Genomic DNA, 14,218 nt, shown 5'->3' on the forward strand with positions numbered 1-14,218 from the left:
CTGGGCAGGCTAGCCATGGCCAACCCGGTCCTCGCCGCGATTGTCCAATCGCCGAGCCTCGATGTTCCCGGCCACAGCCCCGTGAGCAACAGCAACACGCTCCTCGGGCAAGGGGGCGTGAACGGAATCAAGACGGGCACCCTCGCCCCCTATGGCAGCAACCTCCTGTTCTCCTCGGTCATCGACGTGGGCATCGGCGAACCCCTCACGGTGACGGGCGCCGCCCTCGGTGCGTTCGACCGTGACTCGCTCTCCCGAGAAATAATGACCACGCTGCAGTCGATCAAGGGCGGCTTTCGCAGCATCCCCCTCGTCGACCAGGGCAGAGTGCTCGGAACCTATACGACGCCGTGGGGCGACAGCGCCTCCGTGGTCACGGGCAAAGCGGGCACCCTGCTCACGTGGTCAGATACGCCCGTGACCTCGGCGATCACGTCGTCGGGCCTTGATGAGGGGGAAACCGGCACGGTTGTTGGTTCGATCACCTATACGGCGGGTCCGCGAACCACCTCGGTGCCTCTCGTGCTCGACGGCACGATCGAGCCGCCGAGTGCCTGGTGGCGACTCACCCATCCCGCCGAGGTCTTCGGCTGGTAGGCGCGGCGACAGTGGCGTCTACCAGGGGCGGCGCCTCCGCGAGCGCGCGCAACCGTGGTGCCAGGTCGCGCTCGAACAGCTCGATGAAGCGCTTCTGGTCGTGGCCGGGTCCGTGAAAGACCAGGTGGTTGAGGCCCGCATCGAGGTACGGCGTGATCTGCTCAACGACGGCATCGGGATCGCTGCCCACGATCCATCGTTTGGCCACCTGCTCGATGGGCAGAGCATCCGCCGCTGCCTCCATCTCGATGGGGTCGTGGATGTCGTGCTTCTGTTCGGCCGTCAGTGAGAGGGGCGCCCAGAACCGCGTGTTCTCCAGCGCAGTTTCGGAATCGGTGTCGTACGAAAGCTTGATTTCGATCATGCGGTCGATGGCGTCGATGTTGCGCCCTGCTTTGGCTGCGCCCTCGGCGACCGCCGGCATGAGCTGCTCGGTATAGAGATCCATGCCCTTGCCCGACGTGCAGATGAACCCGTCACCCGCGCGGCCTGCGTAGCGGGCGACGAGCGGCCCGCCTGCGGCAACATAGATCGGGATGCCGCCCTCCGGAACGTCGTAGATCGAGGCCCCCGAGGTGGAGTAGTACTCGCCGTTGAAATCGACACGGTCGCCCACCCACAACTGCCGCATCAGGTCGACCGCCTCGCGGAGTCGCGCGAACCGCTCCTTGAATTCGGGCCAATCACCCTTCCATCCGGTGGCGATCTCGTTGAGGGCCTCACCCGTGCCCACTCCGAGAAAGACGCGACCGGGGTAGAGGCAGCCCATTGTGGCAAAGGCCTGCGCCACGACCGCGGGGTTATAGCGGAATGTAGGCGTCATAACCGAGGTGCCGATCTGGATGCGGTCGGTGCGTTCGCCGACCGCCGTCATCCAGGCAAGGGAGAAGGGGGCGTGCCCGCCGTTGTGCCTCCACGGCTGAAAATGATCGCTCACGGTGACGCTGTCGAACCCGTGATTCTCGGCGAGCACGCCGATCTCCACGAGCTCCCGCGGGGCAAACTGTTCCGCCGACGCCTTCAGACCCAGTTTCAGCATGATGGCACCCTACCCCCGGCCATGTTTCGGCGGGATGACGCGCGGCCCAGGCAAGCAGCTGGGTGTCGCCGCACCTGAATAAGCTGGGCTTATGCGCGTCGCCACCTGGAATGTGAACTCGATCCGAACCCGCTACGGGAGGGTGGTCGATTGGCTCGTGCGCGAAGACATCGATGTGCTCGGCATGCAGGAGATCAAATGCAAGCCAGAGCAGTTTCCCCTCGAAGCCTTCGAGGAGGCGGGCTATGAGGTCGTCGCCCACGGCCTCAACCAGTGGAACGGTGTCGCCTTCGCAAGCCGCCTGCCGCTGGAGGATGTCGAAACGTCGTTTGAGCTGCAGCCCGGATTCCTCAAGGGCGCCGAGGGGCCAGACCAGCCCCTCGAGGCTCGCGCGCTCGGCGCGACCGTCGACGGCGTTCGCCTGTGGAGCCTCTACGTGCCCAATGGTCGCGCCATTGACGACCCCCACTACGTGTACAAGCTGGACTGGCTCACCCGGCTTCGCACGGCATCCGACAACTGGATGAAGGCGAACCCTGGGTCACCGCTTGCTCTGATGGGCGACTTTAACGTCGCCCCGACGGATGCCGACATGGGTGATCCGTCCTTTGTTCCTGGTCTCTCGACCCACATCTCTCAGCCGGAGCGCGACGCTTTCGCCGCCTTCGCGACGATTGGGATGACCGATGTCGTGCGGCCGATCGTGCCGGAGGGCTTCACGTTCTGGGATTACAAGCAGCTGCGATTCCCCCGCAACGAGGGCATGCGCATCGACTTCATCTTGGGCAACCCCGAGTTCGCCGACCTTGTGACCGACGCCTCGATTCACCGCAACGAGCGCAAGGGCGACGCGCCCAGCGACCATGTGCCCGTCGTCGTCGACCTTTCCATAGAGGGCGATGATGACGATCGGCCGATGATCTTCTAGCCCCCGGGCGCGCCTCGCCCGGTGCTCAGCGCAGCAGAACGGATGCTGCCAGCAGCACGGGCATCGACGCGACGGTCGTGATGAGGATTGTGTCGCGCGCAACGATCGACCCACGCCCGTAGCGCTGGGCGAAGTTGAACACGTTCTGCGCCGTCGGCAGGGAGGCCAGCGCCACGGCGACAAACAGCTCGTGCCCCTCGAGGTGAAAGACGAAGTGGCCGAGCAGCCAGGCCATAGCGGGCATCAAAAGAAGTTTGAGCGCCGAGGCGAGCACAACATCCTTGCGCCCCGTGCCGGGTTTCAGGATGCGGGCGCCATGCAGCGACATTCCATAGCTGATGAGCATGAGCGGCACAGCGGCGGCGCCGATGATGCGGAACGGCTCCATGACGGCGTCGGGGATCGTTATGCCGGTGACCGAGACGATGACGCCGAGCGTTGAGCCGATGATGATGGGGTTGCGCAGCGGCTGCGTTATGACGCGGCCGAACGATGCACCCCCGCCCGACGTAACGTCGAGGATGCCCAGCGCCACCGGGGCAACGATGAGCAACTGCAACAGGATGACCGGCGCAGAATACGACGCGTCCCCCAGCACATACAGGGAGACAGGGATGCCGATGTTGTTGGCGTTGACATAGCCGGAGGCCAGTGAGCCGATAACCGCCTCCGGCAACTTTCGCCGCCACACGACGAGCGCAACGAAACCGAAGACGGCGAACGCCGCAAAGGCCGACAGCAGCGAGACCGCCAGAATCGGCGAGAAGAGGTCGCTCACTGTGGCGTCGGCAAGGATCGTGAACAGCAGTGACGGTGAGAGCACAAAGAATACGAGCTTGGCGATGACGGGCTGCGCATGCGGGCCGAGAAGGTCTACCCGGCCAACGACATACCCTGTGGCGATGATCGCCGCGATGATCGCGAAGCCGATCAGTACCCCTGTCACGTGTTTTAGTTTGGCAGACTGCGGGCCGCCCACTTTTCGCTAAGAAGCCGCGGCAGCCGCCTGAACCTTGAAGCCGGCACCCCTGTGTTCTGCGGGAAGCCTGTCGCCCCGGCCGTGCAGTTTGTTGCGCAGCGTGCCCTCCGCATATTCGGTGGGGTAGACGCCGCGAGCCTGCAGCACGGGAATCACGTGCTCAACAATGTCTTCGAACGTGCCAGGGGTCACCGCGTAGGCAAGGTTGAACCCGTCGACATCGGCGTAGTCGACCCACTCCTGAAGCTGGTCGGCGATCTCCTCGCCCGAGCCAATGATCGTGGGGCCGAGGCCTCCGATGGCGCTGTGCCGGGCGATGTCGCCGACGGTCCACTCCCCGCCCTCGGCGTTGGTCTGCTGAAAGTTCGATACCGCCGACTGAATCGCATTGCTCTTAACGTTGCCCACCGGCTCGTTGAGGTCATACTGCGAGAGGTCGATGCCCATCCATCCCGACATGAAGACGAGGGCGCCCTCCTCGCTGGCATAGGAGAGGTATTCGGCATGCTTTGCGCGCGCCTTCTCCGGCGTCGCATCGGTGATGACGGTGAGCAGCGTGTAGATGCGGGCGGCGTAGCGGTCGCGACCGGCCGCTTCGAGAGCATCGCGGATGCGACCGACGGTGTCTTTGAGAATCTCTTTTGTGGGCGAGGCCACGAAGATCGCCTCGGCGTTGTCCGCAGCGAAGCCAATGCCCCGCGGCGATGCGCCCGCCTGAAAGATCACGGGGGTGCGCTGAGGAGAGGGCTCCGAAATATGGATGCCCGGCACCGTGAAGTATTTGCCCTCATGGTTGATGTCGTGCACCTTTGACGGGTCGGTGAAGACGCCCGACTCGCGGTCAACGACAACCGCGTCGTCCTCCCACGAGCCCTCCCAGAGCTTGTAGAGCACCTCAAGGTACTCATCAGCGTGGGCGTAGCGCTCGTCGTGCTCCATCTGGTCGTCGTGCCCCATATTGCGCGCGGCACTCGGCAGGTACCCGGTCACGACGTTCCAGCCGACGCGACCGTTGGTGAGGTGATCAAGCGTGGTCATGCGGCGGGCGAACGGATACGGATGCTCGTAGGCGGTGCCAGCGGTGACGCCGAATCCGAGGTGCTCGGTGACATAGGCCATGGCCGGCACGACCAGCAGCGGGTCGGCGACGGGCACCTGAGCACCATGTTTGATGGGGGCCTCGTTGCTGCCGCCGTACACGTCGTAGGTGCCCAGAACATCCGCAATGAAGATGCCGTCGAAGCGGCCCCGTTCGAGCAGCTTGGCGAGCTCGGTCCAGTAGCTGAGCTTGTTGTAGTCGCGGGAGCGGTCCTGTGGATGCCGCCACAGCCCCGACGACTGGTGGGCGACACAGTTCATGTCGAATGCGTTGAAACGAATCTGACGGGTCACGGTAGAGCCTCTCTTGCTTCGGTCATCCATGGTCTCTCCGACGGGGATGGATGCCGAATGGGGCAGACATATTTCGTCACGAGCCACTGGTGGACTTCACTAGTGCGAGGCATCGCTGCGTCTGCGGATGCTGTGAAACCGACAATCTGCGGCGCTAGGGCCACTAGCTCTGCACAATGGCCGTATGCCTGCGAACTCGACTCCCTCCACCATGCTCGCCGGTCGGCTCACGATCTCGACCCGTGAGTTTGCCGTTCGCGAAGTGCCCGTGCCCGTGCCCGGACCCGGCGAGGTTCGCGTCGCCGTGGGGGCCGCTGGGGTGTGCCTCTCTGATGTGCATCTCATCGAGGGCATCCTGGTTCCCCAGTATCTCGAGGGCGACGAGGTCACGCTGGGGCACGAGGTGGCCGGAACGGTGGAGTCGCTCGGCGAGGGCGTCACGGGTGTCGAGGTTGGCACTCGCGTGATCGTGCAGGCGGGCAAAGACCTGCCGAACGGCCGGGTGCTCACGATGGGCGTGGACTACGACGGAGGTTGGGCGGAGTATGTGGTCGCGGCAGCATCCGCCGTCGTTGCGATCCCCGACGACATGCCTCTCGAGCAGGCCGCGATAATTCCGGATGCTGTCTCCACCCCGTGGGCTGCCATCAGCTGGACGGGCGAGGTCAAGGCTGCCGAGTCCGTTGGCGTGTGGGGCGTCGGCGGGCTCGGTGCACACGGCGTGCAACTGCTGCGGATGATGGGGGCCAGCCCGATCATCGCCATCGACCCGCTTGAGGAGGCCCGCGAGCGGGCACTTCGTTTTGGGGCGGATCTGGCACTGGACCCTACGAACCCCGATTTCTCGAAGCACATCCGCGCGGCGACGGGTGGTGCAGGGCTCAATGTCGCGTTCGACTTCGCCGGCGTGGATGCGGTGCGCAAGCAGGCGATCAACTCGCTGGGGCTCGCGGGGCGCCTCGTGATTGTCGGCATGAGCGGCACGCCCATCACGATCGACAACAGCACTAACTTTGCCTATTTGCGCAAGCAGATCCGCGGCCACTACGGGTCTGAGCCGGCGCACGTCGCGGAGCTTGTCGAGTTGGCACGCGCTGGCCGAATCGAGTTCTCCCGGTCGGTGAGCGGCATCATCCCGCTCGCCGAGGCCGCGAGCGCCATCGCCCAGCTCGAGCTCAAAGAGGGCAACCCCATCCGGCTCGTGCTTGTGCCGTAGCGCGGTCCACCGAGGGCACCCGCCCTGCCCCGCATGTTTCACCCTGTGACGCCCCGATTCGGAGTCGCCACCGCCCCGGTCGTACCGTGGGACGGTGACGAACACCGCAACGCCCTCCGCCGCATCCGCCGCCCCTGCTGAGGCTTCTGAGGCTTCTGATCCCGCCGCCATCGCGAACATCCGCGAGCTGCTCGTGGAGACCCGCAGCTACCCGGCGCCGGCGGCAATCGCCGCGGATGCGAACGTCACGGCGGATTCCTGGGCCGAGGCCGCAGCCGACCCCGTTGCCTTCTGGGAGAAGGCCGCCGACCGGCTCGACTGGCACGAGCGCTGGCACACGGCTCATACGTGGGAGCCCGCCCTTCGCCCCGATGGGTCGCTGCAGCCGCCCAAGGCAGAGTGGTTCGCGGGCGGAAAGCTCAACGTGGCCGTCAACTGCGTCGACCGCCATGTGGATGCGGGCAACGGCGACAAGGTCGCCTATTTTTTTGAGGGCGAACCTGGTGACACCCGCACGATCACCTATGCCGACCTGCAGCGCGAGGTCGCGAAGGCCGCCCACGCTCTCACCGAGCTGGGCATCGGCCCCGGTGACCGCGTCGTTGTCTACCTCCCGGTGATCCCCGAGACCACGATCATCACGCTCGCGATCGCCCGCGTCGGCGCGGTTCATTCGCTCGTGTTCGGCGGGTTCAGCGCCGAGGCCCTGCGATTCCGCATCGAAGACACGGGCGCCAAGCTGCTCGTGACCTCCGATGGCCAGTTCCGCCGCGGCAAGGCCGTTGGTGTCAAGGCTCAGTCCGATGAGGCCGCGGCAGACCAGCCGACGCTTGAGCACGTGCTCGTCGTGCGCCGGACTGGCGAAGAGAATGTGCCGTGGACGGAAGGCCGAGACGTGTGGTGGCACGATGTTGTCGACCGCCAGCCGGAGGTTCATGAGGCCGAATTCTTCGACGCCGAGCATCCGCTCTTCATCATCTATACGTCGGGAACGACCGGCAAGCCCAAGGGTCTCGTGCACACCGGCGGCGGCTACCTGACCCAGACGTCGTGGAGCCATTGGGCGATCTTCGACATCAAGGACGACGACGTTTACTGGTGCACGGCCGACCTCGCGTGGGTAACCGCCCACACCTACGCGATTTACGGCCCGCTCTCGAACGGCGTCACCCAGGTGATGTACGAGGGCACCCCCGACACCCCGCGCCCCGGCCGCCACTTCGACATCATCAAGAAGTACGGCGTGACGATCTACTACACGGCACCAACGCTCATCCGCACCTATATGACCTGGTTCTCGCAGGGCATCCCGGCAGAGTTCGACTTCTCGAGCATCCGCCTGCTCGGCTCCGTTGGCGAGGCCATTAACCCCGAGGCGTGGATGTGGTTCCGCGACAATATCGGCGCAGGCACCGCCCCCATAATCGACACCTGGTGGCAGTCGGAGACGGGCTCGGCGATCATGGCTCCGCTGCCGGGTGTGACAACGCTCAAGCCGGGCTCCGTGAGCAGGGCGCTGCCCGCGCTCAGCACGCGCGTCGTCGACGAGGCCGGTGACGATGTGGCGCCGGGATCCGGCGGCTACCTCGTCGTCGAGGGCACCTGGCCATCGATGGCCCGCACCGTGTGGGGCAACCCTCAGCGGTACCTCGACTCGTATTGGGCCCGCTTCGCCGACCGCGGATTCTTCTTCAGCGGCGACGGCGGCAAGGCCGATGCCGACGGCGACATGTGGGTGCTCGGCCGGGTCGACGACGTGATCAACGTGTCTGGGCACCGACTCTCGACAATCGAGATCGAATCGTCGCTGGTCGCGCATCCGCTCGTCGGGGAAGCGGGCGTAACCAGGGGGACGGATGCCACGACGGGCGAGGCCATCGTGGCATTCGTCGTGCCCAGCCGCGAGCTCACCGACGTCGACGACATCGCCGCCACCCTGCGCGCCCACATTGCCCACGAGATCGGGCCCATCGCCAAGCCACGGGACATCGTCGTCGTCCCCGACCTGCCCAAGACGCGATCGGGCAAGATCATGCGCAGGCTTCTGGGCGACATCATCGACGGCCGAGCACTGGGTGATGTCACCTCCCTTCAGGATTCGACCGTGCCGGGAATCATCGCGCAGATCGTCTCGGAAAGAGGCCAGCAACACCGCCCACAAGAACTGAGCGCGCCTTAGCTACTTGGCCCCTAAACTTGGGGGTATGACCGATGCAGAAGTGACCTCCAGCCCGGTCGTGGCGACCCTTTATGACCACCTCTTGGACGAAATCCATCAGGGAGTGCTGCAGCCGGGCGACCGGATCAGCGACGGGGAGCTCGCCAAACGCTTCGGAGTCTCCCGCACGCCCGTTCGCGAGGCCATTCAGCGCCTGCGCGACATTGGAGTGATCGAGGCTTCGGCCAACAGATTCACCCGCGTGGCCGTCGTGACCCCGCGCCAGACCATGCAGGCCATGAACGTGTGGATCATCCTCTACCGCGCCCTCGTCGAGGAGGTCACCCCGCGCGTTACCGACGAGGCCATCGCCCTGATGGAGGCCGATCACGCCGCCTACCTCGACGCCCTCGAGGCGATGGATTTTTCGGCGATCGCCCGCACCAACTTCGATTTCTATTCGCGGCTGCGCTCACTGAGCACCAATGACATCCTGGTTCGCTCCATCGCCAGCGTCGTGCACATGGTTCGCCTCGGAAGCCTTTACCTGCCCAAAGCGCTCGACGTCCATGGCCTAGCTGACTGGCAGCAGGCTCTGATCGATGCCGCCAAGGCCCGCGACGTCTCGGCAGCGGTAGCAGCAGTCAACGGCCTCTATGCCGTGCCGATTCCGCAGTCAGAAGCCGACTGAGCCGGTCGCCCTCTCGCACTACCCCGCTCGGCCACCCGCGCGCAACTCTGGCTTTCGACTGGTCACAGGCATAGCCTCGAAGCATGGCCAGATTCGATGTCCCCGGCGCTTCGATCTACTACGAGACCGATGGCGACCCAGCATCCCCCGCTCTGCTGCTTATCCACGCGGGGATCGCCACGTTGCGCATGTGGGATCCGATCGTGCCAACGCTCGCGCGCGACCACTATGTGATTCGCCTCGATTGTCGCGGATTCGGCGAATCGACCACCGACGACGTGGAGTTCTCCAACAACGACGACATCCTGGCCCTGCTTGATCATCTGGGCGTCGAGAAGGCCACGATTCTCGGATGCTCCCACGGCGGGCAGATCGCCATCGATTTCGCCGTCGAGCACCCCTCTCGCGTGTCTGGACTCATCGTGGTGGGCGGCGGGCCGAGCGGGTTCCCCGATATCGACCTCACTCCAGAAGAGGACGCAATGTTCGACAGGCTCGACCTGGCGTTCGAGCAGGCAGAGTGGGAGAAGCTCAATCGGCTTGAGGTTGAGCTGTGGGCCCTCGGGGTCTCGCGAGACCCTGCCGAGCTCGACCCTGACTTTGTTCGCACAGCGTATGCGCTCAACGAACCGAATCTGCGACACGTGGGCGCCAAGGCAAAACCGATCCCCCTTGAGCCGCCGTCATATGACCGAGTCACCGACATCACGGTGCCCGCCCTCATCGCCGTGGGCGATCATGACGTGAGCGAAACGTTCGCCGAGTTCGAATACCTGCTCAGCACGATCCCGGAATCCGACGGAGCGCGGTTCGCCCACTCCGCCCACCTGCCGAGCGTGGAGCATCCGGCCGAGTTCGCGCAGGTCGTGCACCGCTGGCTCGCCCAGCACAACCTGTAGTCGGCACAGGGCGACTCATCCGCCCGGGGGACAACTGTGGACGGATGCCGACACCGCGGGCGCTGGCTAACCTGGAGCAGTGACTGACGAGTGGAAGCGGCCGCGCCCGGATGCCGCGGGCTATCGACGTGATGCCCTCGGAGCCGTTGGGCTAACGATCGGGGCCGGGCTGAGTTCGCTGCTCTACTACCGCATCGGCTCGTATGACGACCCGGCACCCGTCTGGCTCACAGCGGTTGTGATCGCCGCTATGACGCTGCCCCTCGCGCTCCGCCGCCGATACCCCGAGCTCGTGGCGGTCATCGCGTCGGTCGGTTTTTTCGTCACGCAGCAGTTCGCGGTTCCCGAGTTGCTCGTCAGCAACATCACGCTCTTCATGGCCATCTACTCGGTGGGCGCATGGAGCAGCCATCGTCGGCGGGCGACCATCGTGCGCTTGGCCATCATCGCGGGCATGTTCATCTGGATCACGGTGAACCTCATCATCTCCGTGAGCGACCCCGAGCTGCTGCCCAACGTTTCTCGCAGCGGTGTCTTCTCTCAGTTCGCGTCATTCGCCCTGCTCAACTTCGCCACCAATCTGCTCTACTTTGGCGGCGCCTACTACTTTGGCGACCGCATGTGGGCGGCCGCCCGTCAGCGGGCGGTGCTCGAGGAGCGCACGGCGGAACTCGCCGATGAACGCGAGCACAGCATGCGCCAGGCCATCGCACTCGATCGGGTTCGCATCGCCCGCGAGCTTCACGACGTGGTCGCTCATCACGTCTCCGTGATGGGCGTGCAGGCCGGTGCCGCCCGCCGAGTGCTCGCGACCGACGCCGCCCAGGCCACCGAGTCGCTCGTGATGATCGAGAGCAGCGCCCGATCCGCCGTCGACGAGATGCATCGCCTGCTCGCCACCCTGCGCGACCCCCTCAGCGCCGACGAGCCCAACGAGGGTACCCCGGATGCCGCGGCGAGGGCATCGTCGACGCGCGGCCTCGAACAGCTGCCGGAACTTGTGGCCCAGAGCACCGCCGCGGGGGTTTCGGCAAAGCTCGTGACCGTCGGACAACCACATCCGGCAACCCCTCTAGTAGGTTTCACCCTCTACCGCGTTTGCCAAGAAGCCCTCACGAACGTGCGAAAGCACGCGGGAGACAGGGCGACGGCCGAGGTGCGAATCCGCTACCTGGGCGACAGCATCGAGCTCGAAGTCACCGACACCGGGATCGGCCGCGGGCTCTCGCGGGGCGCAACGGGTCACGGGCACATCGGAATGCGGGAGCGGCTCGCCGCAGTGGGCGGGCGCCTCGAAGTTGGGCCCCGACCCCGCGGCGGCTACCTCGTCCGCGCGATCGTTCCGCTGACCCCCGCGGGCGGCTCCTGGGCAGACGATGCCGATCGCGATGCCGATTCCGACGCCGATTCTGACGCCAGCCTGACGGAGGCCACACCATGACCACCGATCACCTCACGACCCGAGTGCTGCTGGTCGATGATCAGGACCTCGTGCGCGCTGGCTTTCGCATCATCCTCAATAGCGAGCCCGGAATCGAGGTCATTGGCGAGGCGACCAATGGCGCCGACGCCGTGCGTCTCGCTGGGGAGCTGCAGCCCGACGTGATCTGCATGGATGTGCAGATGCCGGGAGTCGACGGGCTCGAAGCCACCCGGCAGATTGTGGCGACGCCGTCGATCGGCGCGGCGGTGCTCATCCTCACGACGTTCGACCGCGACGACTACCTGTTCGAGGCCCTGCAGGCCGGGGCGAGCGGCTTTCTCCTCAAAAACGCGAGCGCCGAAGAACTCATCGACGCCGTGCAGGTGATCGCCCGCGGCGATGCGCTGCTCTCTCCCACCGTCACCCGCAGAGTTATCGCCGCCGTAGCGGATGCCCACGGGGCGTCGCCAAGCGCCTCAGGCGACAGCGCCTCGTCCACTGCCGCCACCACCGAACTCACGGACCGCGAAAGCGAAGTCCTCGGCCTTCTCGCCGCCGGGCTCTCCAACGCCGAAATCGCCGAGCGACTGTTCGTCGGAGAGGCGACCGTCAAAACGCATGTATCCAAGGTCTTCATGAAGCTCGGTTTGCGAGACCGCATCCAGGCGGTCATCTTTGCCTACGAGCACGGCATCGCCGTTCCGGGCAGCTAGCCCCGCAGCCTGCTCCTCCTCATGGGGGATGCCCAAGACCACCCGCTCGGCGGATTCGCGAGAAAGCCCAGCGCAATAGCGTGGCAGCATGCTTGAACTCAACTCCATCTCCCGCTCCTTCGGCGACCGCCAGGTGCTGCGTGATGTCGCCTTCACGGTTAACCGCGGGCGCATGACCGGCTTCGTCGGCGGCAACGGCGCCGGCAAGACAACCACCATGCGCGTCATGATGGGGGTGCTCACTCCCGACTCGGGCACCGTGACCCTCGATGGCGTTCCCCTGACCCGTGAGGCACGCACCCGCTTCGGCTACATGCCGGAGGAGAGGGGCCTCTACCCCAAGATGAAAGTCGCTGAGCAGATCATCTACCTCGCCCGGCTGCATGGGCTGTCGGCCGACCACGCCCGCGAGAATGCGATCGCCCTGCTCGAGCGCCTCGGGCTCGGCGAGCGCACGGGCGACACCGTCGAAAGCCTCTCCCTGGGCAACCAGCAGCGAGCACAGATCGCCGCCGCGCTGGTGCACGAACCCGATGTTCTGATTCTGGATGAGCCGTTCTCGGGGCTCGATCCCCTCGCCGTCGAGGTCGTCCTCGGAGTGCTCAAGGACTACGCCGACCGCGGGGCCCCCGTGCTTTTCTCCTCGCACCAGCTCGACATCGTCGAACGCCTCTGCGACGACCTCGTCGTGATCGCGGACGGCACGATCAAGGCCAGCGGATCACGCGAAGGTTTGCGAGCGGAGCACTCCGGCAGCCGCTACGAGCTTCAGCTCGGTGAAGATGCAGGATGGCTTCGCGACGAGCCTGGCGTGAGCATCATCGACTTCGACGGCGGGTACGCCCTGTTCGACACCGACACGGCAGAAACCGCCCAGCGCATCCTTCGCACCGCCGTTGCAACGGGCACCGTGCTCAGCTTCGCGCCGCAGCATCCCTCGCTTTCGCAGATCTTTAAGGAGGTCATCCGATGACCGCTCAGAGCACCACACCCTCACTCGGATTCGCCTCGGCCGTGTGGCTCATCGCGAACCGAGAAATCACCATGCGGCTGCGGAGCAAATCGTTTCTCATCAGCACGGCGATCTTGCTGCTCATCGTTCTCGCCTCCGTGGTTGGCGGCGGATTTGTGGCCAACAACACCGAGTTGACCAAGGTTGCTGCGGTCGGATCAGCGGTCGAGGCCGCTGAGGCACCGGGCACACTCGACGTGACCAAGGCCCCATCGGCGGATGCCGCAGAGGAACTGGTCCGCAGCGGCGATGTCGAGGCTGCGATCATTCCCTCCGAGAACTCACCCACGGGCCTCGAGGTCATCGCGCTCGAAGAGGCACCGGGAGTCGTGCTGCAGTCCCTCAGCGTGATCCCCGAAGTAACCGTGCTTGAGCCCGTTGACGACGACCGCAACAGCCTGCTCGTCTACTTCGTTGCCCTCGGCTTCGGTCTTATCTTCTTCATGTCTGCGCTCACCTTTGGCATGGCGATTGCCCAGAGCGTTGTCGAAGAGAAGCAGACCCGCATCGTCGAAATTCTCATGGCCACCGTGCCCGTGCCCGCGTTGCTGGCCGGCAAGGTGATCGGCAACAGCATCCTGGCCTTCGGGCAGATCGTGCTCATCGCGGCAATCGCCGGAATTGGGATGTTGGCCTCTGGTCAAGACATTCTGCTGGCCGACATCGGGCCTTCGATTGTGTGGTTCGTGATCTTCTTCGTGTTCGGGTTTGTGCTGCTCGCCTCGATGTTCGCGGCCGCAGCGGCACTCGTTTCGAGGCAAGAAGACATGGCCACGACAACCACCCCGATCACCTATCTCGTGATGATCCCGTACTTCTTGGTGATCTTCTTCAACGACAACGATCTCGTGCTTGCGATCATGTCGTACGTGCCGTTCTCCGCGCCCGTCGGAATGCCGATGCGGGTGTTCCTCGGCACTGCAGAATGGTGGGAGCCCATCCTCTCGCTCGTCATCCTGCTCGCCACGACGGCCCTCACGATTGCGTTCGGCTCGCGCATCTACTCCAATGCGCTCCTGCGCATGGGCGCGCGCGTCAAGCTCAAGGATGCCCTGACCGGCGCAAGCTAGCGGGGCGCGCGTGGCGCCCGCGCCGCACGCCCAGCGCGGCGCCTGGGCCGCCCGGGCGCGCGCCCAGCGCCACACAAACCCGCTGAGGGGTCCCGAATGCG

The 14,218-nt window shown here is 65.3% G+C and carries 13 protein-coding genes; 10 read left to right on the plus strand and 3 right to left on the minus strand.

The window, feature by feature from the left end; translation table 11 throughout:
• A partial coding sequence (locus tag AC062T_RS02025; RefSeq protein WP_476026927.1) for a D-alanyl-D-alanine carboxypeptidase family protein occupies positions 1-597 on the plus strand: 597 nt, incomplete at its 5' end.
• Here the strand turns inward: AC062T_RS02025 and fgd are convergent.
• Positions 566-1,636, minus strand: a complete 1,071-nt coding sequence (gene fgd, locus AC062T_RS02030; RefSeq protein WP_476026929.1) for a glucose-6-phosphate dehydrogenase (coenzyme-F420) — start codon at positions 1,634-1,636, stop codon at positions 566-568. The two genes, AC062T_RS02025 and fgd, sit on opposite strands and share 32 nt — an antisense overlap.
• 91 nt (positions 1,637-1,727) lie before the next feature.
• On the opposite strand from fgd, the gene AC062T_RS02035 reads away from it, so the two are divergent.
• The gene (locus AC062T_RS02035) at positions 1,728-2,564 is read left to right on the plus strand and encodes an exodeoxyribonuclease III (RefSeq protein ID WP_476026931.1); all 837 of its coding nucleotides are present in this window, start codon (positions 1,728-1,730) and stop codon (positions 2,562-2,564) included.
• 25 nt (positions 2,565-2,589) lie between these two features.
• Here AC062T_RS02035 and AC062T_RS02040 read toward each other — a convergent pair whose 3' ends face one another.
• Positions 2,590-3,510: an AEC family transporter gene (locus AC062T_RS02040; RefSeq protein ID WP_476026933.1), complete on the minus strand. Its 921-nt coding sequence runs from the start codon at positions 3,508-3,510 to the stop codon at positions 2,590-2,592.
• Positions 3,511-3,549: 39 nt separating this feature from the next.
• Positions 3,550-4,935, minus strand: coding sequence for an LLM class flavin-dependent oxidoreductase (locus AC062T_RS02045; RefSeq protein ID WP_476026935.1), 1,386 nt, complete (start codon positions 4,933-4,935; stop codon positions 3,550-3,552).
• A gap of 184 nt (positions 4,936-5,119) precedes the next feature.
• On the opposite strand from AC062T_RS02045, the gene AC062T_RS02050 reads away from it, so the two are divergent.
• From AC062T_RS02050 to AC062T_RS02085, 8 genes are all read left to right on the plus strand, one after another.
• On the plus strand, positions 5,120-6,151 hold the full coding sequence (locus AC062T_RS02050; RefSeq protein ID WP_476026937.1) for a zinc-binding dehydrogenase: 1,032 nt from the start codon (positions 5,120-5,122) through the stop codon (positions 6,149-6,151).
• 169 nt (positions 6,152-6,320) lie between these two features.
• The gene (gene acs, locus AC062T_RS02055) at positions 6,321-8,330 is read left to right on the plus strand and encodes an acetate--CoA ligase (protein ID WP_476026949.1); all 2,010 of its coding nucleotides are present in this window, start codon (positions 6,321-6,323) and stop codon (positions 8,328-8,330) included.
• Positions 8,331-8,355: 25 nt separating this feature from the next.
• Positions 8,356-9,000, plus strand: a complete 645-nt coding sequence (locus tag AC062T_RS02060) for a GntR family transcriptional regulator (protein ID WP_108997617.1) — start codon at positions 8,356-8,358, stop codon at positions 8,998-9,000.
• 83 nt (positions 9,001-9,083) lie between these two features.
• On the plus strand, positions 9,084-9,899 hold the full coding sequence (locus AC062T_RS02065; RefSeq protein WP_476026939.1) for an alpha/beta fold hydrolase: 816 nt from the start codon (positions 9,084-9,086) through the stop codon (positions 9,897-9,899).
• 79 nt (positions 9,900-9,978) lie between these two features.
• Positions 9,979-11,340, plus strand: coding sequence for a sensor histidine kinase (locus tag AC062T_RS02070; RefSeq protein WP_476026941.1), 1,362 nt, complete (start codon positions 9,979-9,981; stop codon positions 11,338-11,340).
• Positions 11,337-12,035, plus strand: a complete 699-nt coding sequence (locus tag AC062T_RS02075) for a response regulator (RefSeq protein WP_476026943.1) — start codon at positions 11,337-11,339, stop codon at positions 12,033-12,035. The genes AC062T_RS02070 and AC062T_RS02075 overlap by 4 nt, the downstream gene beginning before the upstream one ends.
• A gap of 88 nt (positions 12,036-12,123) precedes the next feature.
• On the plus strand, positions 12,124-13,008 hold the full coding sequence (locus AC062T_RS02080; protein ID WP_476026945.1) for an ABC transporter ATP-binding protein: 885 nt from the start codon (positions 12,124-12,126) through the stop codon (positions 13,006-13,008).
• Positions 13,005-14,117, plus strand: coding sequence for an ABC transporter permease (locus AC062T_RS02085; RefSeq protein ID WP_476026947.1), 1,113 nt, complete (start codon positions 13,005-13,007; stop codon positions 14,115-14,117). Before AC062T_RS02080 ends, AC062T_RS02085 begins: the two co-directional genes overlap by 4 nt.
• The last annotated feature ends 101 nt before the right edge of the window (positions 14,118-14,218 follow it).

The sequence above is a fragment of the Homoserinimonas sp. genome, assembly GCF_056262345.1.

Excerpts from the sequence above, each read along its gene's own strand:
- fgd (WP_476026929.1), bottom strand. The coding sequence starts at position 1,636 with ATGCTGAAACTGGGTCTGAAGGCGTCGGCGGAACAGTTTGCCCCGCGG.
- AC062T_RS02035 (WP_476026931.1), top strand. The coding sequence starts at position 1,728 with ATGCGCGTCGCCACCTGGAATGTGAACTCGATCCGAACCCGCTACGGG.
- AC062T_RS02050 (WP_476026937.1), top strand. The coding sequence starts at position 5,120 with ATGCCTGCGAACTCGACTCCCTCCACCATGCTCGCCGGTCGGCTCACG.
- AC062T_RS02060 (WP_108997617.1), top strand. The coding sequence starts at position 8,356 with ATGACCGATGCAGAAGTGACCTCCAGCCCGGTCGTGGCGACCCTTTAT.
- AC062T_RS02065 (WP_476026939.1), top strand. The coding sequence starts at position 9,084 with ATGGCCAGATTCGATGTCCCCGGCGCTTCGATCTACTACGAGACCGAT.
- AC062T_RS02075 (WP_476026943.1), top strand. The coding sequence starts at position 11,337 with ATGACCACCGATCACCTCACGACCCGAGTGCTGCTGGTCGATGATCAG.
- AC062T_RS02080 (WP_476026945.1), top strand. The coding sequence starts at position 12,124 with ATGCTTGAACTCAACTCCATCTCCCGCTCCTTCGGCGACCGCCAGGTG.
- AC062T_RS02085 (WP_476026947.1), top strand. The coding sequence starts at position 13,005 with ATGACCGCTCAGAGCACCACACCCTCACTCGGATTCGCCTCGGCCGTG.